Origin of the sequence: Streptomyces sp. 3211.6 (assembly GCF_003634815.1) — a bacterium.
Taxonomy (GTDB): domain Bacteria; phylum Actinomycetota; class Actinomycetes; order Streptomycetales; family Streptomycetaceae; genus Streptomyces; species Streptomyces katrae_A.
In genome coordinates, this window is record NZ_RBXC01000002.1 from 145,400 (window position 1) to 169,962 (window position 24,563).

General features: G+C 71.1%; 24 protein-coding genes and 1 pseudogene. 12 read left to right on the forward strand and 13 right to left on the reverse strand.

Features of this window, described 5'->3' with window-relative positions:
- Nucleotides 1-138 precede the first annotated feature (138 nt).
- Nucleotides 139-1,608 carry a CHAP domain-containing protein gene (locus BX286_RS34675; RefSeq protein WP_121017846.1) on the forward strand — a complete coding sequence of 490 codons (1,470 nt, stop codon included), beginning with the start codon at nucleotides 139-141 and terminating at the stop codon, nucleotides 1,606-1,608.
- A gap of 248 nt (nucleotides 1,609-1,856) precedes the next feature.
- On the forward strand, nucleotides 1,857-3,314 hold the full coding sequence (locus tag BX286_RS34680; RefSeq protein WP_121017847.1) for a hypothetical protein: 1,458 nt from the start codon (nucleotides 1,857-1,859) through the stop codon (nucleotides 3,312-3,314).
- Between the two features lie 280 nt (nucleotides 3,315-3,594).
- Here the strand turns inward: BX286_RS34680 and BX286_RS36195 are convergent, their stop codons facing one another.
- A complete protein-coding gene (locus BX286_RS36195) occupies nucleotides 3,595-3,810 on the reverse strand; it encodes a hypothetical protein (RefSeq protein WP_148710328.1) in 216 nt (71 codons plus the stop codon).
- A gap of 484 nt (nucleotides 3,811-4,294) precedes the next feature.
- On the opposite strand from BX286_RS36195, the pseudogene BX286_RS34685 reads away from it, so the two are divergent.
- Nucleotides 4,295-5,066: pseudogene (locus BX286_RS34685) on the forward strand (IS5 family transposase).
- Nucleotides 5,067-5,156: 90 nt separating this feature from the next.
- On the opposite strand, the gene BX286_RS34690 reads toward BX286_RS34685, so the two are convergent.
- Nucleotides 5,157-5,597, reverse strand: a complete 441-nt coding sequence (locus tag BX286_RS34690) for a hypothetical protein (protein ID WP_261993675.1) — start codon at nucleotides 5,595-5,597, stop codon at nucleotides 5,157-5,159.
- A gap of 115 nt (nucleotides 5,598-5,712) precedes the next feature.
- Here BX286_RS34690 and BX286_RS34695 point away from each other — a divergent pair, with 115 nt between their 5' ends.
- Nucleotides 5,713-6,822 carry an IS630 family transposase gene (locus BX286_RS34695; protein WP_100861852.1) on the forward strand — a complete coding sequence of 370 codons (1,110 nt, stop codon included), beginning with the start codon at nucleotides 5,713-5,715 and terminating at the stop codon, nucleotides 6,820-6,822.
- A gap of 291 nt (nucleotides 6,823-7,113) precedes the next feature.
- Here BX286_RS34695 and BX286_RS34700 read toward each other — a convergent pair whose 3' ends face one another.
- Both BX286_RS34700 and BX286_RS36865 read right to left on the reverse strand, forming a co-directional pair.
- The gene (locus BX286_RS34700; protein ID WP_148710329.1) at nucleotides 7,114-7,380 is read right to left on the reverse strand and encodes a hypothetical protein; all 267 of its coding nucleotides are present in this window, start codon (nucleotides 7,378-7,380) and stop codon (nucleotides 7,114-7,116) included.
- 5 nt (nucleotides 7,381-7,385) lie between these two features.
- Entirely contained in the window at nucleotides 7,386-7,556 is a 171-nt protein-coding gene (locus BX286_RS36865; RefSeq protein WP_187344322.1) for a hypothetical protein, read from the reverse strand.
- A 258-nt stretch (nucleotides 7,557-7,814) separates the two neighbouring features.
- Here BX286_RS36865 and BX286_RS34705 point away from each other — a divergent pair, with 258 nt between their 5' ends.
- A complete protein-coding gene (locus tag BX286_RS34705; protein ID WP_261993676.1) occupies nucleotides 7,815-8,783 on the forward strand; it encodes a helix-turn-helix transcriptional regulator in 969 nt (322 codons plus the stop codon).
- 76 nt (nucleotides 8,784-8,859) lie between these two features.
- Here the strand turns inward: BX286_RS34705 and BX286_RS34710 are convergent, their stop codons facing one another.
- The 6 genes from BX286_RS34710 to BX286_RS34740 form a co-directional block, all read right to left on the reverse strand.
- Nucleotides 8,860-10,032, reverse strand: coding sequence for an MAB_1171c family putative transporter (locus BX286_RS34710; RefSeq protein WP_121017850.1), 1,173 nt, complete (start codon nucleotides 10,030-10,032; stop codon nucleotides 8,860-8,862).
- A complete protein-coding gene (locus BX286_RS34715) occupies nucleotides 10,032-10,553 on the reverse strand; it encodes a hypothetical protein (protein ID WP_121017851.1) in 522 nt (173 codons plus the stop codon). The genes BX286_RS34710 and BX286_RS34715 overlap by 1 nt, the downstream gene beginning before the upstream one ends.
- A 93-nt stretch (nucleotides 10,554-10,646) precedes the next feature.
- On the reverse strand, nucleotides 10,647-11,450 hold the full coding sequence (locus tag BX286_RS34720) for a hypothetical protein (RefSeq protein ID WP_121017852.1): 804 nt from the start codon (nucleotides 11,448-11,450) through the stop codon (nucleotides 10,647-10,649).
- Nucleotides 11,451-12,191: 741 nt separating this feature from the next.
- On the reverse strand, nucleotides 12,192-13,283 hold the full coding sequence (locus BX286_RS34730; RefSeq protein ID WP_121017853.1) for a CU044_5270 family protein: 1,092 nt from the start codon (nucleotides 13,281-13,283) through the stop codon (nucleotides 12,192-12,194).
- Nucleotides 13,280-13,846 (reverse strand): RNA polymerase sigma factor, encoded by a 567-nt coding sequence (locus BX286_RS34735; protein WP_261993677.1) that lies wholly within the window; start codon nucleotides 13,844-13,846, stop codon nucleotides 13,280-13,282. The genes BX286_RS34730 and BX286_RS34735 overlap by 4 nt, the downstream gene beginning before the upstream one ends.
- Nucleotides 13,847-13,980: 134 nt before the next feature.
- Nucleotides 13,981-14,448 carry a hypothetical protein gene (locus BX286_RS34740; RefSeq protein WP_079432315.1) on the reverse strand — a complete coding sequence of 156 codons (468 nt, stop codon included), beginning with the start codon at nucleotides 14,446-14,448 and terminating at the stop codon, nucleotides 13,981-13,983.
- Nucleotides 14,449-14,604: 156 nt separating this feature from the next.
- On the opposite strand from BX286_RS34740, the gene BX286_RS34745 reads away from it, so the two are divergent.
- Both BX286_RS34745 and BX286_RS34750 read left to right on the forward strand, forming a co-directional pair.
- Nucleotides 14,605-15,873, forward strand: a complete 1,269-nt coding sequence (locus BX286_RS34745) for a sensor histidine kinase (protein ID WP_100864982.1) — start codon at nucleotides 14,605-14,607, stop codon at nucleotides 15,871-15,873.
- Nucleotides 15,864-16,511 (forward strand): response regulator transcription factor, encoded by a 648-nt coding sequence (locus BX286_RS34750; RefSeq protein WP_079432313.1) that lies wholly within the window; start codon nucleotides 15,864-15,866, stop codon nucleotides 16,509-16,511. The genes BX286_RS34745 and BX286_RS34750 overlap by 10 nt, the downstream gene beginning before the upstream one ends.
- Before the next feature lie 15 nt (nucleotides 16,512-16,526).
- Here BX286_RS34750 and BX286_RS34755 read toward each other — a convergent pair whose 3' ends face one another.
- The 3 genes from BX286_RS34755 to BX286_RS34765 form a co-directional block, all read right to left on the reverse strand.
- Complete coding sequence (locus BX286_RS34755) at nucleotides 16,527-17,054, reverse strand: dihydrofolate reductase family protein (protein ID WP_100864981.1); 528 nt, start codon at nucleotides 17,052-17,054, stop codon at nucleotides 16,527-16,529.
- The gene (locus tag BX286_RS34760) at nucleotides 17,003-17,632 is read right to left on the reverse strand and encodes a TetR/AcrR family transcriptional regulator (RefSeq protein ID WP_121017854.1); all 630 of its coding nucleotides are present in this window, start codon (nucleotides 17,630-17,632) and stop codon (nucleotides 17,003-17,005) included. The genes BX286_RS34755 and BX286_RS34760 overlap by 52 nt, the downstream gene beginning before the upstream one ends.
- Before the next feature lie 132 nt (nucleotides 17,633-17,764).
- Nucleotides 17,765-18,622: a helix-turn-helix transcriptional regulator gene (locus BX286_RS34765; protein WP_123996017.1), complete on the reverse strand. Its 858-nt coding sequence runs from the start codon at nucleotides 18,620-18,622 to the stop codon at nucleotides 17,765-17,767.
- Between the two features lie 302 nt (nucleotides 18,623-18,924).
- Between BX286_RS34765 and BX286_RS34770 the strand changes: the two genes are divergently transcribed.
- The 5 genes from BX286_RS34770 (at nucleotide 18,925) to BX286_RS34790 (ending at nucleotide 24,562) form a co-directional block, all read left to right on the forward strand.
- Complete coding sequence (locus BX286_RS34770; RefSeq protein WP_100864979.1) at nucleotides 18,925-19,182, forward strand: hypothetical protein; 258 nt, start codon at nucleotides 18,925-18,927, stop codon at nucleotides 19,180-19,182.
- Nucleotides 19,183-19,257: 75 nt separating this feature from the next.
- The gene (locus BX286_RS34775) at nucleotides 19,258-20,106 is read left to right on the forward strand and encodes a thioesterase II family protein (RefSeq protein ID WP_237293437.1); all 849 of its coding nucleotides are present in this window, start codon (nucleotides 19,258-19,260) and stop codon (nucleotides 20,104-20,106) included.
- A gap of 42 nt (nucleotides 20,107-20,148) precedes the next feature.
- Nucleotides 20,149-21,102: an isocitrate lyase/phosphoenolpyruvate mutase family protein gene (locus tag BX286_RS34780; RefSeq protein ID WP_121017855.1), complete on the forward strand. Its 954-nt coding sequence runs from the start codon at nucleotides 20,149-20,151 to the stop codon at nucleotides 21,100-21,102.
- Nucleotides 21,099-22,274: a 3-oxoacyl-ACP synthase gene (locus BX286_RS34785; RefSeq protein WP_261993678.1), complete on the forward strand. Its 1,176-nt coding sequence runs from the start codon at nucleotides 21,099-21,101 to the stop codon at nucleotides 22,272-22,274. The genes BX286_RS34780 and BX286_RS34785 overlap by 4 nt, the downstream gene beginning before the upstream one ends.
- Nucleotides 22,271-24,562 carry an iron-containing redox enzyme family protein gene (locus BX286_RS34790; RefSeq protein WP_261993679.1) on the forward strand — a complete coding sequence of 764 codons (2,292 nt, stop codon included), beginning with the start codon at nucleotides 22,271-22,273 and terminating at the stop codon, nucleotides 24,560-24,562. Before BX286_RS34785 ends, BX286_RS34790 begins: the two co-directional genes overlap by 4 nt.
- Nucleotide 24,563 lies beyond the last annotated feature (1 nt).

Genomic DNA, 24,563 nt, shown 5'->3' on the forward strand with positions numbered 1-24,563 from the left:
GTGCCTTGGTGCCGCCAGGCCGGACGGTCCGCCACGGCGCGCGCCGGGCCTCGACCCTCCCGTCGGCCGGGCGGCGAACCGCCCGCCGGACCACGACCGACCCTTCCACCTCCCAGTTCTCACACAGGAGTACTTGCCATGTCTGCGTCCATCTCCCGTCGTGGCGCCGCTCTCGCCCTCGCCACCGCGATCGTGCCGATCAGCCTGGCCTTCGGCGCCTCGTCGGCCCACGCCAGTGTCGGCTCGAACATCGTGGGTATCGCCCAGGCCAACAACTACAAGATGGCCTGCTCGACCAACAGCGCCGGTACCACCGGCTTCTACTCCAGCTGCACCGGCAACGGTGGCCGGTCCGAGAACTGGTGCGCGGACTTCACCAAGTGGGTGTGGGCGCAGGCAGGGGTCAACGTCTCGGGCCTCACCCCGGCGGCCGGCAGTTTCGGCCAGTACAACGGCGGCCTGCACAGTACCCCGCACGTCGGCGACGCGGTCGTGTTCAACTATGACGGCGCGGGCTACGCCGACCACGTCGCCATCGTCGCGGAGGTCGGCAACGGCACCATCAAGACGATCGGCGGCAATGAGGGCGGCCAGAGCGGCAACTGGGCCGCGACGTCACGTGTCCGGCTCGACGGGCCGTACAACTCGGCGCTCGGCTACAGCTCCTACATGGGCCAGCGGATCAGCGGCTACGTCTCCCCGATCGGCGGTGTCGACAACACCCCGGCACCTGCCCCGGCCCCAGCCCCGGTGGCCAAGGACGTCACCAACCTGTTCGCCATCGGCTCCGGCGGCACCGTCTTCAACGCCGGCGGCGACTTCGTCTCCGGCGCATGGACCGCGTTCCAGCAGGTGCCCGGCAACAGCGGCATCAAGAAGGTCTCCGCGGTTCAGATCGGCACCGTCGTCCACCTGTTCGTCATCGGCTCCGACGGGACCGTCTACACCGCCGACGGCGACACCGCGACCGGCACCTGGAGCACCTTCCAGGCGGTACCGGGCAACAGCGGCATCGACCAGATCACGGCGACCGCTGTGGGCAGCACCGTCCACCTGTACGCGGTCGGCTCCGACGGGACCGTCTACACCGCCGACGGCAACTACGCGACCGGCACCTGGAGCAGCTTCCAGCAACTGCCGGGCAACAGCGGCATCAAGCAGATCACGGCGACCGCTGTGGGCAGCACCGTCCACCTGTACGCGGTCGGCTCCGACGGGACCGTCTACACCGCCGACGGCAACTACGCGACCGGCACCTGGAGCACCTTCCAGCAACTGCCGGGCAACAGCGGCATCAAGCAGGTCGCCGCCGTCACCACCGGTACCACGGTGCGCCTGTTCGCGGTCGGCTCCGACGACCGGATCTACAACGCGGACGGCAACTACGCGTCCGGTACGTGGAGCACCTTCCAGCTCCTTCCGGGCAACAGCGGCATCAAGCGGATCACCGCCAACGCCGTGGGCAGCACCGTCCACCTGTACGCGGTCGGCTCCGACGACCGGATCTACAACGCGGACGGCAACTACGCGTCCGGTACGTGGAGCACCTTCCAGCTCCTTCCGGGCAACAGCGGCATCCAGGAGATCTCCGCCACCTCGGTCCTGTGATTGCGCAGGGCGGTCCCGCACCCGGGACCGCCCGCCACGGCCGCCGCCGCAGCCGCCGGCCCGGCCACCGGCACACGCCGGCTGCCGGGCCGGCCCGGGGACCGACGCCCGGGCCGGCCCGGAACCCCGTCACTGACACCCCCCCCGCAATCCGCTCACGCGGTTGCGTGAACCGTGGCCGCCCGCACCCGCGTTCCGCGTGCCGCGCTTCGTGCTCCGACCCGAGACCCAGGAAGAACGTCATCCTCATGAGCAAGCACTTCCCCAAGTTCCTGCCCGTCGCCGTCGCCACCGCCGCTCTCCTGGCGCCCCTCGTGGTCACGGCCACCTCCGCCCACGCCGCCCTCCAGCCCGACCGTTCCTGCGGAACCGTCACCGACGCCGACACTGCGGCCGCCGCGAGCCTCAACACCGTTCTCACCGGCAAGCTCGCCCATGCGATGACCGCATACCGGGTCTCGTGCGCCCGTGCCATCGTCACGGCCACCCGCGCCCACGACCTGTCCGACCAGGCCGCCGTCATCGCCGTCACCACCGCGATCGTCGAGTCCGAGCTGCGCAACAACCCGAACGTCCTCAACTACACCAGCGTCGGGCTCTTCCAGCAGCAGACCTGGTGGGGCAGCTTCGAGGAGCGCCTGGACCCGGCATACTCCACCAACGCTTTCCTGGACGCGATGCTCCGGGCCTACCCCAACGGCGGCTGGAAGACCCAGCCGGTGGGCGTCGTCTGCCAGAAGGTCCAGGTGTCGGCGTTCCCCAGCGCCTACGAGCCCCAGGCCGCCGATGCCCAGCGCATCGTCGCCGCGATGACGCCCACGCCCGCTCCGGCGCCCGCATCGAAGGCGCATGTCAGCACGGTCGGTTCGGACGGGGCGATGTACACCACCGACGGCGACTACGCGGGTGCCGGCTGGTCCGGCCGCTGGGTGCCGGTGGGCGGCTCCGCGCTCAAGGCGGTGGCGAGCGCGGTGACCGGCAACACCATGCACATGTACGCGCTCGGTTCCACCGGCCGCGTCTACACGATGGACGCCGACTACACCACCGGTCAGTGGAGCGGCACCTGGACGGAGGTGCCCGGCGGCGCGGACGGCGCCACGGCCTTGACCGCCACCACCATCGGCAACCGTGTCCACCTGAACATCATCGGTTCGGACGGCGCGCTCCACACCACCGACGCGGATTACGCGGGCGCGGGCTGGTCGGGCAGCTGGGTGGCGCTGGGCGGCTCCGATCTCAAGGCCCTCGCCAGCACCGTCACCGGCAACACCATGCACGTGTACGCGCTCGGTTCCACCGGCCGCGTGTTCACCATGGACGCGGACTACAGCACGGGCAAGTGGAGCGACGCCTGGACGGAGGTGCCCGGCGGCGCGGGCAGCGCCACCGCGATCACCGCGGTCGCGACCGGCAACCGTGTCCACCTGAGCATCATCGGTTCGGACGGCTCCCTGTTCACTACCGACGGCGACTACGCGGGTGCGGGCTGGTCGGGCAGCTGGGTGGCCAAGGGCGGCTCGGGCCTGAAGGCCCTCGCCAGCACCGTCACCGGCAACACCATGCACATGTACGCGCTCGGTTCCACCGGCCGCGTCTACACGATGGACGCCGACTACACCACCGGTCAGTGGAGCGGCACCTGGACGGAGGTGCCCGGCGGCGCCGACAACGCCACCGCCCTCACCGCCAGCACCACCCGCTGACACCCGCTCCACTGCGCCACGGCGGATCACGGCCGAGCCGGTGACCGGCAACGGCAGTGCCCCACCGGGCCCGCCACGCACCCGGCGGCCGCGCGCCGCCGGGTGCGAAGGACGGCGGCGGGGGCCACTGCCCGTTCCCCGCGGTCTTCCGGTCTTCACCGGCATCCCGGCCCGGCGCATCCGGGCCTTCTCCTTGTGCTGCGAAAGGGGAAGGACCGGGTACGCGCCGCCTCCGGGGCGGGTGGTCGGTCAGCTCAGCCCAGCTCAGGTCGTCGACGTCCTATTCGAAGTCGTCGCCGGGGAACCCGCCATACCCGCCGCCGTTGGAGTAGCCGGCCAGGGCATCGCCGATCACGGCGCGCATCTCGCCCTCGTTCTCGGCCAGGGCCAGGGCCAGGGCCGCGGCCTGCTCGGGGTATGGCGCGCGGCCGCCCCCGGACGGTAGTGGTGCTACTGGTCGGTGGCGCAGTCTGGCCGGCCTCGACGTAGCCGCCATCCGCGAACAGCACCTCCAGAGCCCAGCCGTAGGCGCCGCATCCGGCGGCCCGTCTGGTCGGCGGTGAGGTTCTCGACCTTGCGCTGACGGCGCATCCACGCGCCCACCGCGTAGGACTTGTCCGGCCGATCACGTCGGACTCCTCGGCTTTACGGCTCGGGAATGACGGTCAGCCGAAGGCGATCGACGCCGTCGAAGTCCTCTGTCTGGACTTCGACGGCTGAGGTTGCGAAGCGAAGGGTGAAGCAGGGGTCTGCATCGATGAGCTGTTTCAGGTTCTCGCGGACGCCGTGGTCGAGAGGGGGCGGGCGAGAACACTGCGTCCCACTCGTCCGTGTTGGCGGCGGCCGTCGCTTTGATCGGGATTCGAGCCAGGCAGGTGGACGGTTGGCCCACCACTCCAGATGCGCCTTCTTCTCGTAGCGGCCCATTCCCCGAGCGTAGACGCCGCTACTCCCCTTCTGGGCTGCTCGTTGTTCCGGGAATGGGGCGGGGTGATCTGAGTGATGCCGAGTGGGAGCGGCTGCGGCCGTTCCTGCCGGTCAGTAACGGGCGTTGTGGCAGGTGGCCGGATCACCGGCAGGTGGCGGGATCACCGGCAGGTGATCGACGGGATTCTGCACAGGGTTCGGACCGGGGTTCAGTGGCATGACCTTCCGGAACGGTTCGGGCCGTGGAAGACGGTCTACGAACGGCACCGGCTGTGGTCGGCGGACGGGACATGGGAGCGTCTGCTCCAGCAGGTTCAGGCCGCGGCTGACGCGGTGGGTGAGCGTCCCAGAACACCGGGACGAAACGCCGTGGCACAGCCTGCACGCCCCCTTGGTGGAGGTGGTGCGGGAGGTGAAGGCTTGGGCCGCTCGCGCGGCGGCTTCACCACCAAACTGCACCTGAACGCGGACGGCCGCTGCCGCCTGTTGTCCTTGATCGGCACGCCCGGCCAGCGGGCGGATTGCACGCAGTTCAAACCGGTGCTGGAGAAGATCCGTGTCCCGAGGTCCGGGCCGGGCAGGCCCCGCAAGAAGCCGGACAGCGTCGCCGCCGACAAGGCATACAGCAACGGACCGTGCCGCGAGTGCTTGCGGCGACGGGGCATCCGGCACACGATCCCGGAGAAGACCGACAGCCAGGCCGCCCGCCTCCGCAAAGGGCGGAACACGGTCGAACGGGCTATCAACCGGCTGAAGCAGCACCGGGCGGTAGCCACCCGCTACCACCGCCACTGCGGCAGCTCTAACGATTGGCTCCGCACATGATCGACGGGAATGCTCCGTGGCACTGATCTGGCAACGTTCCGTGCTGCCGCAGTCCCGGATCCGCACCTCACAACAGCCATCGAACCCCCGCTATGCGGGGCGGAGAAGGGGATCGATCTCTGCCAGGCTCTCGTACAGCCGACGGGCTCCCCGGGCAACACGATCGTCGGTGTCGCCCAACATCTCCTCGCAGAGCCGCAGCGCCTCGTCGAGGTCGTCCGAGAAGATGCTGAAGACATCGTAGATTGCGGTGTGGATGTAATCGGCGTGGTTGTCGTTGGCAACTGCCAGTGCGGACGCGACTATCGTCAGTCCAGCCCTGTCCTTTCGCCGAAGCAAGCCCTCCGCGGTCCACCGGGTGACGAAGGTGTCCCCACTGTCGAGCACAAGCCCCAGCAGCGGCTCAACGGCCTCCGGCATCTCGGCGAACCCTGCCAGGCTGTGACCGGCATCCGCGCGGTCACGCCAGTCATCGCTTCGCCCGAGTTCGCCAAGCGTCGCGACCACCGCGCGCCGCAGGTCACTGTCCACAGATGAGCCCGTGCCTTCCCACAATTCCGGTCAAAATATCACCGAGGCGCCCTACCGGATGATCGCCAGGACAAGTCCTAGTGTCCTGAGTCTTAAATTTCCATATAGTTGAGGCATGACGCGCCCGGGACCGAAGCTTGCGCCGCTGGATTTGACTGATGCTGAGCGATCAGTGTTGGAGGGGTGGGTGCGGCGGCGTAAGTCCGCGCAGGACATGGCGATGCGGGCCCGTGTGATCCTGGCCTGTGACGATGTCGGGGAGGACGGCTTTCCCGTGTCGACGCGTGCGGTGATGGAGCGGGTCGGGGTGTCCCGCGACACCGTCTCGAAGTGGCGTAAGCGTTTCCTGGCGGACCGTCTCGACGGGTTGTCGGACGAGCCGCGTCCGGGCCGGCCCCGCACGGTGATGGACGAGCAGGTCGCCGATCTGATCGCCCGGACGCTGGAGTCGAAGCCGGAGAACGCCACGCACTGGTCGACCCGGTCGATGGCGAAGAAGACCGGGCTGTCGCAGTCGACCGTTTCCCGGGTGTGGCGGGCTTTCGGCTTGCAGCCGCACCGGTCCGAGACGTTCAAGCTATCCACGGACCCGTTCTTCGTCGACAAGGTCCATGACGTGGTGGGGCTGTATCTCGATCCGCCGGAGCGGGCGCTGGTGCTGTGTGTGGACGAGAAGTCGCAGATCCAGGCGCTGGACCGGTCCCAGCCGGTGCTGCCGATGATGCCCGGGGTGCCCGAGCGGGCCAGTCACGACTACGTCCGCGCTGGCACCACCACGCTGTTCGCGGCCTTCGACGCGGCCACCGGCAAGGTGATCGGGTCCCTCCACCGCCGGCACCGGGCCGAGGAGTTCAGGAAGTTCCTGAACAAGCTCGACAAGGAGATCCCTGCCGGACTCCAGGTCCACTTGATCTGCGACAACTACGCGACCCACAAGACCGCGGCGGTCAAGAAGTGGCTGCTGGCCCATCCCAGGTTCCACATGCACTTCACGCCCACCAGCTCGTCCTGGCTGAACCTGGTCGAGCGGTGGTTCGCCGAGCTGACGAACAAGCGGATACGGCGAGGAGTCCACAAGTCGGTCCAGGCGCTGGAGAAGGACATCCGCACCTGGATCGACTCATGGAACGAAGACCCCAAGCCGTTCATCTGGACCAAGACTGCCGACCAGATCCTCGAATCCCTCGCCTCGTACTGCCGACGAATTACCGACTCAGGACACTAGCAGTGCTTTGTTAGGTGGTGTCGTAGGGCTGCCATGGGACGGTTTGTCGGCAGGTGGGGCAGGTGCCGGTCCAGGTGGCGATGAGGTGTTGGAGGAGGTCCAGGGCCTGGTGGAGGGTCAGGCCCTGGCAGGGGCTTTTGGGCAGGTCCGCTGTTCGGTGAGGAACAGATGGGCGGCGGTGACGAGGGTGACGTGCCGGTGCCAGCCGGTGAACGAGCGGCCCTGGTTAACCGGTGCGCCGAGGCGACTAAAATCGCCAAAGTGAATCCCTGATGGCGCTTCAGGCGGAGATCAGCGGTGGTCCAGGGTGTAGCCGTACCGGAAAAGCGGTCCGCGCACCCGGCCCAGGAGGGCCACCATGCGGTCGAGGGCGGCCGACTCGGAATCGGACCGGACGAAGAGGTAGAGCTCCAGGCCCTCCGCGACGGTTTGGACGGTGAGGTGTTCGAGTCCTTCGGGCGGTCTCGCGTGAGCCCAGATCAGGTCCTCGACGACCGGGCCGATCGAGCTATCGGGTCGGGTGCCCGGGCCGGCCAGACGAGCGAGTAGAACCCGCATGCAGGTCAGTCCCAACCGATGACTTGAGAGGGCGAGCCTCCTCCGATGACCTGCGAGGACACGGCAAGGCCGGCCTGTGTGCCGGCGCCGGTCACGGCGAATGCGGTTGAAGCGCCGGCGAGCGGAAGCAGGGCGGCGAGGGCGGCGGTGGCGATCACCGAAGCGGTGCGGAGCATGGCTGTCCCTCAGGGTGGAATGGCGTAATGGGCCGAAGTGGGCCCGGCATCCGGGATCGGGAGTGCTGCGCTCCCCGTCGTCCCGGTGATCACGATCCTGCCAGCCCGGCGACCTCCGGAGGGCGGGTGTGAGCTGTCAGCGATGGGCCGGGCCGCTTTATGCCACCCACGCGGGTCAGCGATTATGATCGCCACGACCGAAGGTTCACCGACGCCGACATCGGGGCTGGGGGATGCGAAGTGCTGGATGTGTTCGGAGTGGACTCTCGCGCAGAGGCCGTCTACCGGGAGATGCTGGAGGGGACTCCCGGTGGAGTCGCCGAGCTCGCGACACGGGCTGGAACCACCGAGCCGGAGGTGCGGGAGGCACTCGACCGACTGGTCGGACTCGGCCTGCTGACTCCGTCTCGGGAAGCCGCCGGCGGTCTACGCGCCGTCAGCCTGGAGGCAGGGCTGGAGCATCTGCTGCGCCGGCAGGAGGAGGAACTGGCCAAGCGGCACCACGCGCTGGTGGCAGGCAAAGCTGCCGCGGCTCGGGCCATCGCCGAGTACTCGGCCCTGCATCCCGACGCCGATCGGCAGGGCAATGAACGCCTCCTCGGCCTCGACGCCATCCAGGCCCGCTTGGAAGTCCTCACCCGGCGGCTCAGCGAGGAGTGCTTGTCGATCATCCCGGGCCGCGCCCAGTCCGCGGCGAGTCTCGAGGCCTCTCGGTCCCTGGACGAGCAGGCCCTGAACCGGAAGGTGCGGATGCGTGCCGTCTACCAGGAGAGCAGCCGCAACGATCCAGCGACGTTCGAGTACGCCCAGTGGACCACCGAACGCGGCGGGGAGGTCCGCACGACTCCCGTCCTGCCCGGCCGCCTCCTGGTCTTCGACCGGACCACGGCCCTCGTCCCGATCGACCCGGACAACTCCCGTCTGGGTGCCCTGTGCACCACCTCCCCGGGCATCGTGGCCACCATCGTCGCACTCTTCGAGCAGACCTGGGAGGCGGCCGTTCCGCTCGGCGCGGTGCGGAGCCGGGACCCCGAGGACGGCATCGACCAGACAGAACGGGAACTGCTGAAGCTGCTGGGGTCAGGCATGACGGACGAGGCCGCGAGCAAGCGCCTGGGTGTGTCGGCGCGTACGGTGCGTCGGCAGATGTCGGCGCTGATGGAACGGCTCCAGGCGGCCAGCAGGTTCGAGGCCGGGCTGAAGGCGGCCCAACGCGGTTGGCTGTGATACCGCGTCGCCTCAAGCCTCACGCACGCGCACGTACTCCGGTGGATACGGTCGGAACCGTCCATCCTCCGGCCCGCTACGTCCCCGACCCACTGCTGGCGAGCCCCCGGTAGGCGTCCGCGACGGCGAGCATCCAGACGATCTCCTCGCGCGAAGAGCGGCCGCCGGCGGTGGCGTCGAGAACGGCGGGCGCTGCGGGAGCGGCGAGGTTCCGTGCCCGGTTCCGCACGGCCGTACGCAGCCAGCGGGCTTCGACGCGGGCACGGGGCTCCACCGGATCGATGACCATGTCGGTGGTCCCGGGACCACCGGGGGCCTGGGAGTCCTCCCGCAGTACCAGGGCCGCGTCGCGGATGGCGAAGACGCGGTGCGCGAGGTCGACGGAACGGTCGCCGAAAGTCAGCAGGTCGCGCAGCCGACCGCTCGAGGTTCCGAGGACCACCTGCGGCACGGCCGCGGTGACGTCCGCCCAGAGGGGGTGGAGCCGCCACAGCGCGTACTGGTCGCGCAGGTAGCCGACCAGGACGCGGGCGGGCGGTATGGAGACGCCCAGCACGAACAGGACGATCATGACGGCCGGCAGGAGTTCGCAGACCGGATCGGTGAGGGGAACCGGCTTCCCGTCGGCGTCGAGCTGTGTGGCGTCTCCGCGGCTCAGAACGAAGTAGACCCGGTACAGCGTGTAGACCAGGCCGGTGGCGCTCGCCATCGCCATACAGGTGACCCCGACGCGCAGTGGACCAGGCGAAACGCTCGCGCGGTTGGACCAGAAGAGGACGGCTGCCTGCATGGCGGCGACCGCGAAGACCGTGTTGAACACGCCCAGGTAGAGCTCGACCCCGGGAGCGCCGTAGTGCGCGTCGATGCCGAACGCGCCGTCGTAGTCGTGTGGGAGGGCGAAGACGAACAGCAGGGTGAGTACGACGGCGGCGGCACCGGTGAACAGCAACCTCCCACGCACGATGCCGGTCCGTCGCGGCCCGCCGCGGACGGTCTGGACGTACTCCAGCAGGAAATACGCCGCCGCCACTCCGGTGAGGTGCTTGACCAGCAGTGTCACGTCCCGGATGCCGGTCAGGTCCGCGAGTGCGTTCTCGACCGACGCCGGCCGGACGCTGACCCCGACGGCGATCGCGGTGAAGCTCCCCCAGAGTGAACGGTTCGCCCTCCCGGCGAAGGCCGATGGGGTCCGCCACAGCACGACGCCCCAGGCGAGTACGGGCATCAGCCAGGTGAACAGCGGGCGCATCAGGGGGACCTCCGTCGGCGTGGGCGCACGGGGTGCGCGAGGGTCTCGGCCAGACGGCCGGAGACGGGGCTCAGCTCGGCCACTGCGCCGACCAGCCCGGCCAGCAGCAGCGCGAGCATCTCGGCCTCCTGCTCCTCGGCCGTCTCATAGCTGGTCCGGCCCGCGCCCAGGACCTCGGCGACCAGCTCCGGGGTCAGGTCGGGCAGCAATGCGGCCAACCGGGACAGTTCGAGGGACCCGCTGTGGCCGCAGAGGACGTGGCCGAGCTCGTGAAGCTTGATCAAGTCCTGATGGGCCGGGCTGGTGCGCTCCTCGTAGTAGACGACGTCGATGCTCGGAAGCGCGATCCACAGGCCGCAAGGAAGGTCGGTACCGAGGGCGGGCAACGGTTCCAGGACGATCGGGCGCCCTCGGAGATCCTCCAGCAAAGCGCGGAAGTCCTCGACGGTGAAGGGATCGGGCAGGTCCAGCTCCGCGAGCCGCTGCTCGCAACGCCGGCGCAGGCCGCGGGGAAACGCCATGGGGAGAGCATTCTTTCGGACGTGGCAGCGAGTACTGGGGTACAGACGGGCGCGGACCTCAAAGGTCGGGCACCAAGGGGACGAGAGCCCAGCTCATGTCCCGTCGGCCCGGCCCTCTTCATGCCCGGCTGCACGGTTTTCGACCTGGCGGAGGTTGTCGGCGAGGGCCAGGAGCACCCTCAGGCTGCCGTTCGAAAGCGTGGAGGCCCGCTGGACCAGGCTGACCACCCCGTCATTTCCCAGGGCCTGCCGCAGCTCGCCGACCCTCTCTAGCTGTTCCAGTTGCTCATCCACCACGGCGGCGGTGGCATCGTCCAGGAAATAGCTCGCGCCGGCGCTGATGCCGAAACCCCGGCCCAACCAGTCGAGTGTCTCCACCGTGGGGTTGGAGGCCTGGCCCTTCTGGTTCAGGCCGAGGTGCAGGTTGCGGATGGTGTCCCGCGAGATGACGTCCCGGCCGGCCAAGCGGTTGATCCGCTCGGCGAGTTCCCGGTAGGCCGGAGGCCGCCCACCGGACCTGGCCGCCTCCCGCGCGATGAGCCGCTCCACCTTTTGGGCGATCGCCGAGGCACGGTCGGGCGGCTGGTCCGGCCCGCCGGTAGCTGCTGCCTTCACCTCTGTGCCCTCCTCCAACCCCGCCACAATACCGGACACCCCACGCCCCATCCGGAGGCAGGACGTCCGTGCACGGCCGGCCCCCTTTGGCCCGCAGGACGACATCGCCCGGTGGAGCCGGCCGAAGGTGTCGATGAGCTGGGGGCGGATGGCCAGCATCCTGGAGAGCTTGGCGGTGAGGTCGCTGCCGACGTAGCCAGTGGCCGCGTCGACGGTCTCCTGGCAGAGGCTTTTCTGCTCGGCCCAGCGGGCAGCTTTCCAGAGGGCGCGGCCGAGTCCCACCCTGAAGTGACACCCTCGTCCCAGCGCTAATTCCGGCCACCGAGCCGAATCTTCCCTGGCGTAGTGGCTGCACCACGAAACAGGGATCGGGCACCACCACGTTGCAGCGCGACGCCCACGAGGGTGACGCACCCCCCACAGGGTGCGGCCACCCTCTGCTCGTTCCGACCATCGCAGTGACGCCACCCGCACCACCCGCAAGGCTTGCTGCCCCGACCAGACCCACTCCACCAGCCGGCACCCGGCACCGCGACCGATCCATCGCGGAGAACGGCAGATACCGCCAGGACAGCGGCCCCCCTACCACTGGACGACGCCCGAGATACGGCCGCCGCGCACGTCCCCCCGCGGCCCAGTCGAACAAGACGGACCTTCGGTGAGTGCTGAGACGGGCCATCACCTGACAGCCCGCCTAGGCCTGTCTGACAATTCCCGCCCCGCCCAGCCCCGCCCCTCAGACCGCCACCACGTTTGCCACCGCCGTGGTGCGACTTGGTGTACGTGGCCGCGGCGATGCGCTCGTCACCGGTGAGGTCGGCGAGATCGCATCCGTAGAGGGTCGCGAGCCGGATGCGCATCGGCAGGCGGGGCATCCCGATGGCACCTGTCTCGATTCTCTTGACTCACTCCGATGAGTGGCCGACGAGGCCGGCGGCGGCGGGCCGGGTCGCCCTGCTCTGTCCCTCGCCGTGCGGGCATGCGGACACTCCGTTCCTGGCCTCGGCTTCGGCATGCAGCAAGCTACTCCCGTTCGGCGAACTCGGGTCGCAGTCCCGGGGTTTGGGATTTCCCCTGTTCAGCGGTTTCGCTACGCGCTCCTGTCCTTTCGGTGTCAGGTGCCTGTCCTGCGTTGTCCGTTACGTTCCGGCTGATGATGGCCACGGACGTCACCGCGGTTCCGGCCTTCCCCCACGCACTGTCCTTGAGCGTCACGGTGCGCTCGCCGAGCAGGCGCAGGCTGTTCTTGTCGAAGATCCACTCGGTGCGCTCGCCGTTGTGGACGCGTGCGATGGCGACGCCTGAACGTCCAGCGGCATCCGTAGCCTCAGGTACCAGAACGACGCCAGGGATGCGGGCCGCAGCCCGGTAGAGGGCTGCGCCCACTCCAGGCGGCGCTTCGACGGTCCGGAGCAGATCACCGATGGCTACGAAGGCCTCCTGATCGGGACCGGTCGTCGATCCGGAGTCGCCGCCGTGGTTGAGGCGCGTGTCGCCGTAAATCACTTCCAGCAGTTGGCCGGGATCGGTTGGAAGAGTCTCCAGGAAGCGGTACGTGGGGCCGTTGATGGTGACTTTCCCCTTGTTCGGCGCCGGATCGGTCTTCTCGCCCTCGTGGTTGCGTGTGAGCGTGCCGGCTGATCCGTCGACGGAGACCCAGCGCTCGGCGGACTCGTCTGTGCGAGCGGCCGTCATGCCTCCGCCCTTGGCTTCCGACAGGGCGGTGGAGTACCCCTTCGTCCTGGTGTACAAGAACTGTCCGTCGCGGACGCTCGGAGCAGGAGCCGTCTGGGCCGCAAGGGCTACACGATCCAGCAGCTGGACGGCGGCCGGCTCGGGTCGAGCTGTAGCGGGTTGGTGGTTGGAGCCCCCAACGGTGAGGGTCACTGCCAGGGCGGCAGCGCAGGTCGCGGCACCTGCCGCCAGGAACAGGGCCATTCGATGCCGGGATCGCACCCGAACAGGCTGAGAGTCGTTCGAGATCTCGCGCAGGACGTGCTCCTTGATCCGGTCGTGGCCGTGGAAAGGCAGATCGGCGTTGGAAAGGCCGGGCAGACTCCGGGTGATGTCCGCGCGACCGTTCGAGTCGAGTCGTGCGCCGTCGGAGGAGTTCACAGGCTTCCTTCCCGTGTGGCTTGGGATGCAGGGAGACGTCTCGAGTCCGGCGGCTCGGCGAGGTAAGAGGCGGTGAGCTTCTGGAGGCGGGTCCGGGCGCGCGAGAGCCGGGATCGCACAGTGCCGACCGATGTTCCACATGCCTGCGCTACCTCCGCGTGACTGAGGCCAGACCACACGGAGAGAAGAAGAACCTCACGATCCGCGTGCCGCAGCCGACTCAGAACCGCCAAGGCGGCTGAGGCTTGTGCCGCGTCGGCGATGCGGGACACGACCGCATCTGCCACGTCGGGAACGGTGCCGGGCGGTGGCAGGCGGGCTATCGCGTCCCTGTGCCTCCGTGCGGCTCGGCGGGAGTTGCGGATCACGTTGGTGGCGATCCCGAAGAGCCAGGCCCGATGGCTGGCAACCTGATCGAACGAGTCGCGGAGCCGCCATGCCTCAAGGAACGTGAGGGAGACGATGTCGTCGGCCCCGGCATGGTCAGCGGTCATGCGGATGGCATGCGCGTACACGGCGTGCGCGTGAGCGTCATAGATTTCCGCAAACAGTTGGTGGTCCACACTGCGTAGTGTTCGCAGAGCGCACCCCGTTGCATGTGGTTTGCGTCACATGTCTGACGGTGTTGTGGGTGGTCGACGTGTGCCGCAGCCGTCAGGGTCGCGGGCCCGGGCCTGGAGCGCGGCCGGGCAGGCACTCAGCGGGACTTCGGCTTCGGGAACGCGGCTCGCAGGGGCGGGGTGCGCATCGTGAGGGCGATGCGGAGGGGCGGGAGGACGCAGGCGGTTTGTAGCGCCGCGTACCACCACGGGCAGACGCCCGGGATCAGGTCGACGCCGGTGATCGCGATCGGGAAGACGACCGTGAGGGTGCGCAGGCGGTCGTAGGCGCGGCGGGAGCCGTGGGCGGTGGCGAGGGTCAGGCGGTGGAGGAGCACCGCGATGAAGGGGAGCAGGACCGCCCGGGTCCACATGAACGGGTTCACCATGTGGCCCGTGCTCGCGACCGCGACGACCGCGAGGAGGGCGGCGGTGCTGAGGGCGGCGTACACCTTGACGGCGGTGCGCGTCGTGGCGAAGGCGGTCTGGGCGGCGGGGGTTTCGAGGAGGGCCGGGGTGGTGGGGGCGGTGGTGGTCGGCGGCGTGGTGTTCGCGTTGGTTTCCATGGAGGGGACGCTACGGAGCGGCCGTACGGCACGGTATCGGCCTGGGCCCACAGGGGGGTGGGGGTAGCCCCACTCCCTGCCCGAGCTGGGGGTTCGCGGGACGTGGGCGGTGCACAGTGGGGGAGTGGGGTAGTCGAGCGAGGACGAGGGGGAGGCATGGGGCGTACGGGGGCCTGGGTGGTGCGGGCCGGGGTCGGGGTGGGGCGGGCGGTCGTCGCCGTCGGGGTCTGCATGCCGGTGCCCCTGGTGTGGGCCGCCGCGGTGGGGCTGGGGGTGTGGTGCGGGGCGGAGCATCCGTGGTCGTGGATCGGGCCCGCCGTCATCGTGTGCGCGGGCCCGCTCGCCCTGGCGCAGAGCGTCTGCCGGGCCGTTCGGGCGCTCGTCGCGCGGTGGACCGGTGCCGCGATACCCGGCGGGTACCGGGAGGCCGGGCCGGTGATGCAGCTGTCCACCGGGTACTGGTGGAACGGCTTCAGCTACGAACGCAGCCGCCGCGACGCCGTCATGGACCAGCGGATGCGCCTGTGGTGGAGCGACCCCGCCACCTGGCGGGACCTGCGGTTCGCCGTCATCGCGCCCTTCACCGCCGGGCTGGTCGCCGCCCTCCCGCCGGCCGCGCTCGCCGTGGCGGTCCTCGGGCTGGCCGGCGTCGGGCCGGCCGGGGCCGGGACCGCCGCCCGCCTGACCGGGGCCGGCGCGCTGGCCGTGGCCGTCGGCGCCGCCCCGTACGCCTGGCGGTCCCTGCACCGGGTCGCCGTCCGCTTCCTCGGCCCCTCCTCCGCGATGCTGCTCGCCGAACGCGTGGACGAGCTGACCTCCCAGCGCGCCGACGCCACCGTCGCGCAGGCCGCCGAGATCCGCCGCATCGAGCGGGACCTCCACGACGGCGCGCAGGCCCGCCTCGTCGCGCTCGGGCTCTGCCTGGCCACCGCCGAGGCGCTGATGGACCGGGACCCCGGGCAGGCCAAGGCGCTGATGCGGGAGGCGCGGGCCGGGGCCACCGCCTCGCTGACCGAACTCCGCGAGCTCATCCGGGGGATCAGCCCGCCGGTCCTCAGCGAGCGCGGCCTCGTCGACGCCGTGCGCGCGCTCGCGCTGGACGTCCCGCTCGACGTGGCCGTCAGGGCCGACGGCCCGCTGCGCCTGGACCAGCCGATCGAGTCCGCCCTCTACTTCGGCGTCGCCGAGCTCCTCACCAACGCGGTCAAGCACGCCGGGGCCGGCCGGGCGCACGTCTGCCTCGTCCGCGACGAGACGGGCATCGTCGTGGAGGTCGAGGACGACGGCCGCGGCGGGGCCGACGTCCTCCCCGGCGGCGGCCTCGCGGGCCTGCGCCGCCGCCTCGCCGTCTTCGACGGCACGCTGGTGGTCACCAGTCCCCACGGCGGCCCGACCCGTGCCAGGATGGTGGTGCCATGCGCATAGCCGTAGCCGAAGACCTGTACCTGCTGCGCGACGGGATGGTCCGCCTGATCGAGGCGTTCGGGCACGAGGTGGTGGCCACGGCCGCCACCGGGCCCGAGACCCTCGACGTCCTGCGGACGCACCGCCCGGACGTGTCCGTCGTCGACGTCCGCATGCCGCCGACGCAGTCGGACGAGGGCCTGCGCGCGGCCCTCACCGCCCGCGCCGAGATCCCCGGGCTGCCCGTCCTGGTCCTCTCCCAGCACGTCGAACAGCTCTACGCCCGCGAACTGCTGGCGGACGGCACCGGCGGGGTCGGCTACCTGCTCAAGGAGAGCGTGTTCGACGCGGACCAGTTCATCGGCTCCCTGGAACGGGTCGCGGCGGGCGGCACCGCCATGGACCCGGCCGTCATCGCGAAGCTGCTGTCGGGCAGCGCCCCCGACCGCGGGCTGGGGCGCCTCACCGAGCGCGAGCGCTCCGTGCTGGCCCTGATGGCGGAGGGCCTGTCCAACCACGCCATCGCCCGCCGCCTGTTCCTCAGCGAGGGCGCGATCAGCAAGTACACGACCTCCCTGTTCGGCAAACTCGGCATCACGGACGACGACGACACCAACCGCCGCGTCCGCGCCGTCCTCACCTACCTGAACGCTGCGTGACGCGTCGTCGAGGCGCTACTTCTGCACGGTGTAGCGCAGTTGGGCGAAGCCGCCGACCTCGGTGGCCGAGTCCAGGCGGAGGGGTACGTCCTCGGTCAGCTCTCCGAAGAGCCGGTGACCGGCCCCGATCAGGACCGGGGCGACGCTGATGACGAACGCGTCGACGCGCCCCGCGCGGACGAAGCTCTGGACGAGGCGTCCGCCGTCGGGGTAGACGTGCTTGATCCCGCGCCGGTCTAGGTCGGCGAGGAGTGCGTCCATGTCGCGGTAGACGGTGATGCGCGGGTCGGCGTCCTCGGGAAGGGTGGTGCTCAGGACGCCCACGTGGCGGTCGCCGTAGTGCCAGTTCTCCTCGCCGAAGCCGATGACCTTCTCATAGGTTCTGCGGCCCATGACCACGGCGTCGACCGAGTCGAGGAACGCGAAGAAGCCCAGGTCGCCGGCCTTCTCACCGCGTGAGGTCAGCCATTCGATGTCGTCGTCGGGGCGGGCTATGTATCCGTCGAGGCTGGTGCCGATGAAGACGGTGGCGCTGAAGGGCAAGAGGTCCTCCGGAGCAGGTGGTCGAGGTCGTCGTGGAGCAGGCCCGCGGGATCGCCTTCGCCGGTGAGGGCCCAGCGCAGCAGGGAGCCGTCGGAGGTGACCTTCACGGCGCGGGCGAGGCGCGGCACGTCGGTGCCGGCCGGGAGCTCGCCTTTCGTCACGGCTTCGGCGAGCAGCTCTCGCAGCGCCGCGTCCACCGCGTGGGTGTGGGCGGCGGCGTGGACGCGGAACTGGGGGTCGGACAGGTCGAGTTGGAGCATGCCGAGGTGGTTGGCCAGCTCCTCGGGGGTGGACATGCGGCGGGCGGACTCGTCGGCCACCGCGTGCAGTGCCGCCAGGGGCGAGTCGTGCGCGGCCCGCGCGTTGCGGTACGGCGCGGCGGCGTTGGCGGCGGCGTCCGCGGCGAACGCCAGGAGCAGGCCCCGCTTGGAGCCGAAGCGCTGCGACAGGGTCGCCGGGGAGACGCCCGCCTCGGCGCCGACGTGCGCCAGGGTGAGCCTGCCGGGGCCGTGGGCGCCGATGGCGCGGCCGGTGGCGGCGAGGATGTCGGCGTCGCTGGTGGTGCGTGGTCGCGGCATCGGATCCTCCTCTCGTGCTGTCGTGGCTGCCGACTTTAGCACGTTAGTAAATGGCGGTTCATTTATTAACGAGGCCAGCCGGCCGGCCGGGTCAGGCGAGGCCGTCGACTCCCCGCCTACGACTACCTCCCGTCACACCACGAACGTGGCCTCGTTGCGCCCCAGGAGGTACCCGAGCTGTAATCGGTTGTGTGCGCCGAGTTCCTGCTTGATGGCCGCGATATGGGCCTGGAGGGAACGCTCGCTGATCCCTATGCGGCGTGCGATCGCCTTGTCCGAGTAACCTTCCACCAGCAGCCGGCTGATCGACTCCCGGATCGCCGGGACGACCTCGTCGGCTGCCTTCGCGGCGTGCAGGGGGACGAAGGGAAAGGGTTTCGCCCGGTCCCAGGCCTTGTCGAACGTGTCGCGGAGAAATCGTACGATGGTCGGTTCGGTAATCGAGATCGCCGTGGTACGGTCCTCGTTCGCGGAAATGAAGGCGACGTCGTCCACGATGATCAAACGGTCGAAGAATTCCTCGAGCGTCCGGACCTGGGCCCCGTATTCCGTGACGGCGCGGACGTATTCCTTCGTCGCCTCGTCGAATCTCGTGGTGTGCTGATACAGGGTCCGCATCGCGATCCCCGCCGAGATTTGCCGGCGTACGGATTCCAGCGCGTCCTTCAGCACCGCGCTCGGCCGTGCCCCGTCGGGCTGCGCGGTGAGGATGTCCCGCCGGACCGAGCCCAGGGCCTCGTTGATCGCCGTCGAGATGCTGCCCAGGCCGTGCAGGTACCGCACGCCGGGCCCGACCACCTCCTCGGCCGGGGCCGCCGCGGCGGTGGCCGCCGGGGCGGGGAGTGCCGCCTGCTGCGCGGCTTCCTGCGCCAGCAGGCCCAGGTGCGTTGCGAGTTCCCGCAAGAAGGCCTGCGGTTCCCCCGCCGCGGCCCTGCACAGCTCCTCAGGTGCACCGCTCTGTGCGGTTTTGACGTATTTGACTACGTCCACTACCCACCCCTGTCTGTCCGGTATGGAGCTGTTTGCTGCGGTTGAGACCCCGTGGGTTCCCGCAATGCGTAAACCGGAGCCATCGTAGGTCTAGTTCCTCTCGAGCGGGCAGGGGAGATTTGGTCTCACCGCAGGAACGAACACCGAGAAGGCGCCCCGGAGATCGAGACCACCCGGATACCGCCTCGGTTTGGCGTTCCTGGAATGTCCGAACGCGAAACGACTCGAGGGGACTGGGCAAAATGGGGAAGAACCGCATGGTGACTCGTCCGGCCAACCGTGTTTCGGGAATCCGCGGACGCGTGGTTCTCGCGACGGCCGGCGTGGCCCTCGGGCTCGGCGCGGCGGTCGCAGGTCTCGCCGTCCAGGCCGCCGAGGGCGGCTCCCCCGCCGGCTCGGCCAGCCACCTGCGTTCCGGCGACGTCGGCTGGAACCTGGTGAACCCGCACGTCGTCGCCGGTGAGAACGGTGAGGCGGGCGACGTCGGGTGGAACAACCCGCAGCCCGCCACCACCCCCGCGCCCACCCCGAGCTCCTCCGACGACGTTGGCTGGAACTGATCGCCCACCGACGCCCCGTCCTGCACTGCATCCCCTCCCGCCACTGACCGCCCGGCAAAGGAATGGCTGATCCTCGTGGTTGCCTCACCCTGGTTCCTGACCTCCGAGACCGCCGCGGGACTTGACTCCGACGCCGTCCGTGTCTACTGCTTCGCACACGCCGGCGGGAACCCCCGCACCTTCCTCGGATGGCAGCCCGCCCTGGAGCCCGACGCCCTGGTCGCGGCCGTCTGCCCGCCCGGCCGGGGGCACCGCTTCCGCGAACCGGCCCCGGCCTCCCTCGCGGCCCTCGCCGACGGCGCCGCGGCAGCCATCGCCCGCACCGAGGACCGCCGGGGCAGCCGGGCCCTGCCGCCCTTCCTGCTCTTCGGCCACAGCTTCGGCGCCGCCCTGGCCTTCGAGGTGGCCCGCCGCCTCGACGGCGTACCCGGCCTCGCCGGCCTCGTCGCCTCCGGGTGCGCGGCCCCCTCCCTGCTGCCCACCCCCCGCGTCGTGGAGACGGCCCGCCTGGAGGGACGCGCCTTCGCCGAGGCCGTCGGCTTCTTCGGCGGGCTGCCGCCCGAGGTGGTGCGGGACGAGGCCCTGCAGGAACTCCTCCTGCCCCACCTCAAGGCCGACTTCCGCATGGTCGCCGCCCACCGCCACCGCCCGGGCCCGCCGCTGACCGTCCCGGTCACCCTCCTCAACGGCACCGACGACCCGCACGTCAGCCCTGCCGCGCTCGACCCCTGGTCCCGGGAGTGCGCCGCCCCGCCCGAACGCCACTGGGCGGCCGGCGGCCACTTCTACTTCGAGGACCGGCCGGACGCCGCGACCTCCCTCCTGCGCTCCCTCGCACACACGGCGGCGGCATCGGCCAAGGTGACGAAGCCGGCCGCCTCCCGACCGACCGTCCCTGGTGATCAGTACGTTGAGCTGATCTGACGGCCCGCCCGACGTACGACGGCACCCCTGCGAGGACCCCTCATGAACCACACCCGCCCCAGCGCCGACCCCGCCGCCCGACTCCGGCGCGGCGAAGCCTTCCGCGCCCTGCACGCCGGCCCCGGCCCCTTCGTCGTCCCCAACCCGTGGGACGCCGGCACCGCCCGCATCCTGGCCTCCTTCGGGTTCGCCGCCCTCGCCACCACCGGCGCCGGCCTCGCCCACAGCCTCGGCCGCCCCGACGGCAGCAACCAGCTCACCCGCGCGGAGCTCCTCGCCAACGCCACCGCCATCGTGGACGCCACCGGACTGCCCGTCACGGCCGACCTGGAGAGCGGCTTCGGCGAGCGCCCCGAGGACGTCGCCGAGACCATCCGCCTCGCCGCTCAGGCCGGCCTGGCCGGCGGTTCGATCGAGGACGCCACCGGCCGCGACGAGGACCCGCTGCGCCCCCTCGACGAGGCCGTCGAGCGGGTCGCCGCCGCCGTGGAGGCCGCGAAGGGGCTCGACTTCCCCTTCACCGTCACCGCCCGCGCCGAGAACTTCTTCCTCGGCCGCCCCGACCTCGACGACACCATCCGCCGCCTCCAGGCGTACGAGGCCGCGGGCGCCGACGTGCTCTACGCCCCGGCGCTGCCCGACGCCGAGGCGATCCGCGCCGTCTGCGCCGCCGTCTCCACGCCCGTCAACGTCCTGATGACCGGCGCCCTGAAGCTCTCCGTCGCCGAACTCGGCGCCCTCGGCGTGCGCCGGATCAGCACGGGCTCCGCCCTCTCCCGCGCCGCGCTCGGCGCCCTCACCCGAGCCGCCCGCGAGATCACCGGGTCGGGCACCTTCGGCTTCGGCGCGGACGCCCTCCCCTATGCGGAGGCCAACGCCCTCCTCGCCGCCCCGCCCGCCGGCCCCGCGCCCGCACCCGCCGCCGCCCCCGTGTCCGCCGCCCCCGCCCCGAACGCCCCGTCCGCCGCCGACCGAGAGAGCGATCCGGCACCGTGAGCCTTCCGCACGCGACACCCACCGCCCCGGCCGCGCCCGCCGCGCCCGCCGGCCCGGGGGCCCGGCAGGCCCCCGCCGCCGTCCACCTGTCCGCGCCCCGCTACGTCCTCGGCGAACTCCGCTGCGACCACACCACCATCGAGGGCCTGCGCGAGCGGGCCCGCCGGTTCGGCATGCCGCCCCGCGCCGAACTGTGGGGCTGGGGCTCGGTCCACCGCACGGCCAAGTCCCTGGAGACCCTTGCCGCCGAGACCGCCCGCGCCACCCTCGACGGCGCGGGCGCCGCCCCCGCCGACGTGGACTGCCTGATCCTGTGCTCCACCCGCTTCCCCGGCGGCCCCCGCACCCACGGCGCGTTCGTCGAGAACGTCATGGCCGCCACCGGGCTCGGCACCGCCGCCTTCACCGGCCTCACCCTCGGCCGCTGCGCCAACCTCCTCGCCGGCATCCGCACCGCGCAGGCGTACGTGGCCTCCGGCATGCACCGCACGGTCATGGTCGTCACCGCCGACCGGGTCACCGACGAATCCGTCCGCATGGAGAACTTCGCCCTCTTCAGCGACGGCGCCGCCTCCTGCCTGATCAGCGCGGACCCGCTCGGCCCCGACGCCTACGAGGTCGTCGCGGGCGCCGGCGCCCAGGATCCGGCCGGGCTCGACTGGTCCAACGAGATCAGCTCCGACCTGGCCCGCGAGGTCAACCGGCAGATCCTCGACGAGGCCGGCATGAAGACCGGCGACATCCTCGGCGTCCTGCACGCCAACCTCTACAAGCCCCTGGTCGTCCTCAAGGAACGCCAGGCCGGCTTCACCCGCGAGCAGCTCTTCCTCGACAACATCCCCCGCGTCGGCCACTGCTTCGCCGCCGACCCGCTGATCAACCTGGTGGACCGCGCCCGCGCCGGGGCCCTGAAACCCCACGGGCACTACCTGCTGGCGTCGAGCGTCCCGGGCGTACGGATCGCCGTCCTGCTCCGCGCCCTGCCGACGGCCGCACACCCCCGGGAAGCCCGGCCCGGCGCCGCCGCCGACGGCACCCCGGAAGCCCGGCCCGGCGCCGCAGCCGACGCCACCGCCACCGCAGACGCCGAGCCCGCCCGCACCGCGCCCGGCATCCCGCCCGGCACCCCCTCCGACGCCACCGCAGCCGCACCCGAAGGATCCCCCGCATGAGCGCGCCCCTCACCCCCGACGAGGACACCTCCCTCGACATGGCGCGCAGCTTCCCCGCGCCCGCCTACACCCTCCCCGACCTGACCACCTCCCTCCCCTCCGGCCCCTTCGAGGCCTCCCCGCAAGGCGCCGCCGAGGCCGCCCGGATCACCGCCGGGCCGCCCGCCGGGCTCTTCCGCCGCCTGATCGCCGATCAGGAGAGCGAGGCCGTCCTGCTCTCCGCCCGCCGCGTCCTCGCCGCCTTCCTGACCCCGGCCGACGAAGAGGACGAGTACCGGACGGACGGCCCCGGGCCCGACGCCGACGCGGACGCCGTCGCCGCCCACGTCCTGGCCGTCCGCGCCGAACTCGCCGCCGTCCTCGGCCCGCTGCGCACCCACCCCGACCCCGAGGTCCGCACCGCCGTCCTGCGCCAGCGCGCCCCCCTCGCCCTGACCGGCGGCTGCTGGCTCGACACCCTCTCCCAGGCCGCCACCCAGCCCGCAGAGATCGTCGGCCGCCTCTTCGGCCAGCACTGGCTGCTCCAGGGCGAGGGCACCTCCGAGGCCGGGCTGCTCGGCCGCCGCCGCCGGGCCCTCATCGGCCACGGGATCCACCTCCCCGGCGTGGAGTCCGCCGCCTTCCTCGACGCGGCCGGCGCCCGCCCGCTCACCGCCCTGCACGGCGCCTTCCACCTGGCCCTGTCCCGGCTGCCCGCCTCCTTCCTCCCCGAGGTCGTCGGCGTCCACTACGCCGCCCACGCCCTCGGCCTCGACGAACTCCTCCTCGGCACCGAGCCGATGCTCGCCGAGAGCGACGTACGGCCCGTCCTCGCCGCCTACCTCGCCTTCACCGAGGACTCCCCGACCGGCCCCGCCGACCGCCGCCGCGCCCTGGCCGCCGTACGCCTCCTGCTGCGCCTGGAGCGCGAGCACACCGCCGCCCTCGCCGAACTCGCCGCCTGGCACGACGGGCTGTCCCTGGACGCGAAGGTCGCCCGGATCGTCGAACGGCACGCCCCGCACGCCGGCCGCCAGCACGGCGCCGTCCGCCTGGGCACCCGGCGGCTCACCGACTGGCTCGACACCGGCGACCTCGACGCCGCCGCCTTCGTCCGCGAACTGCGCGGCTCCCGCCAGCTCAAGCCCGCCCGCGACGGCGGCCCCTGCCGCTTCCTGAAGGCCGTCAAGTTCGGCGGGCCCATGTTCGGCATCTTCGACGAGACCGAGGCCGCCGTCCTCACCGCCTGGGCCCGGGCCGTCGCCGACGGCGAGCCCGCCGGAGCCGGCCTCACCCCCCTCACCGCCGGGGACGCCACCGCCCGCGTCTGGAGCGGGCGGCTCGCCGCCGCCGACCCCGCCGACGTCCTGGTGGGCGAGCCCGAAGGCCCCGAGGACCACCGCCGGTTCTTCCACCGGCTCGTCAACTTCGAGCACCACCCCAGCGTCCTGCCGCTCGCCCGCGCCCGCGCCGAGGCCGGCCTCGCCGAGGCCGAGATCCTCTTCGAGCACGGCGCCGAGGGCCTGCTCACCGACGCCTCCTGGTTCCCCTACACCCCCGAGGCCCTGCTGGAGCGGGTCGAACGGATCTACTGGGACAAGCTCGTGGACCCGTACGAGCCGCTCACCGAGATCCCCTCCCGCGACGAGGTGGTCTTCGAGCAGTCCACGTACGCCCTCGGCAGCCTCATCGACGGCACCTGGGCCCACCGCGTCGGCAACCTGGGCCGCCGCGGCCGCCGCAGCGACGACATGCTCTTCGCCATCTACGCGGACGAGATGGGCCGCGGCGACACGGCCAAGAACCACATCACGCTCATCCACAAGGTCCTGGCCAGCATGGACATGGACCTGCCGCACATCCGGCAGGAGGCCTTCCTGCACCAGGGCGAGCTGCCGGACCACCTGTACGGCTTCTCCGTCCACCAGCTCTGCCTGTCGCTGTTCCCCGACAGCCTCTACAACGAGATCCTCGGCTACAACCTGGGCATCGAGATGTTCGGGCTCGGCGCGCTGCGGATGCACGAGATCCAGAAGCTGCGCCGGTACGGCCTCGACGCCTCCTACGAAGAGGCCCACCTGTCCATCGACAACTTCTCCGCCGGCCACGCCCGCCAGTCCGCCGACATCGTCGTCGCCTACCTCGACGAGGTCCGCCACCTCTCCGGCGAGGAGGCCGTCCAGCGCGAATGGCGGCGGATCTGGCGCGGCTACGCCTCCTTCGCCTTCTTCATCGAACACGCCCTGGTCAAGCGGGTGCGCGCGGCGGCGTCCGAGGACGCGGGCGCCCCCGCCGAGCTGGTCATCTGAG

Bases quoted from the DNA above. Each gene is read 5' to 3' on its own strand.
- BX286_RS34760 (WP_121017854.1), bottom strand. From the start codon at position 17,632: ATGCCGCGACCACGCACCACCAGCGACGCCGACATCCTCGCCGCCACC.
- BX286_RS34780 (WP_121017855.1), top strand. From the start codon at position 20,149: ATGAACCACACCCGCCCCAGCGCCGACCCCGCCGCCCGACTCCGGCGC.
- BX286_RS34750 (WP_079432313.1), top strand. From the start codon at position 15,864: ATGCGCATAGCCGTAGCCGAAGACCTGTACCTGCTGCGCGACGGGATG.
- BX286_RS34740 (WP_079432315.1), bottom strand. From the start codon at position 14,448: ATGGAAACCAACGCGAACACCACGCCGCCGACCACCACCGCCCCCACC.
- BX286_RS34700 (WP_148710329.1), bottom strand. From the start codon at position 7,380: ATGCGGGTTCTACTCGCTCGTCTGGCCGGCCCGGGCACCCGACCCGAT.
- BX286_RS34695 (WP_100861852.1), top strand. From the start codon at position 5,713: ATGACGCGCCCGGGACCGAAGCTTGCGCCGCTGGATTTGACTGATGCT.
- BX286_RS34790 (WP_261993679.1), top strand. From the start codon at position 22,271: ATGAGCGCGCCCCTCACCCCCGACGAGGACACCTCCCTCGACATGGCG.
- BX286_RS34715 (WP_121017851.1), bottom strand. From the start codon at position 10,553: ATGGCGTTTCCCCGCGGCCTGCGCCGGCGTTGCGAGCAGCGGCTCGCG.
- BX286_RS34675 (WP_121017846.1), top strand. From the start codon at position 139: ATGTCTGCGTCCATCTCCCGTCGTGGCGCCGCTCTCGCCCTCGCCACC.
- BX286_RS36195 (WP_148710328.1), bottom strand. From the start codon at position 3,810: ATGGCGGCTACGTCGAGGCCGGCCAGACTGCGCCACCGACCAGTAGCA.
- BX286_RS34710 (WP_121017850.1), bottom strand. From the start codon at position 10,032: ATGCGCCCGCTGTTCACCTGGCTGATGCCCGTACTCGCCTGGGGCGTC.
- BX286_RS36865 (WP_187344322.1), bottom strand. From the start codon at position 7,556: ATGCTCCGCACCGCTTCGGTGATCGCCACCGCCGCCCTCGCCGCCCTG.
- BX286_RS34680 (WP_121017847.1), top strand. From the start codon at position 1,857: ATGAGCAAGCACTTCCCCAAGTTCCTGCCCGTCGCCGTCGCCACCGCC.
- BX286_RS34745 (WP_100864982.1), top strand. From the start codon at position 14,605: ATGGGGCGTACGGGGGCCTGGGTGGTGCGGGCCGGGGTCGGGGTGGGG.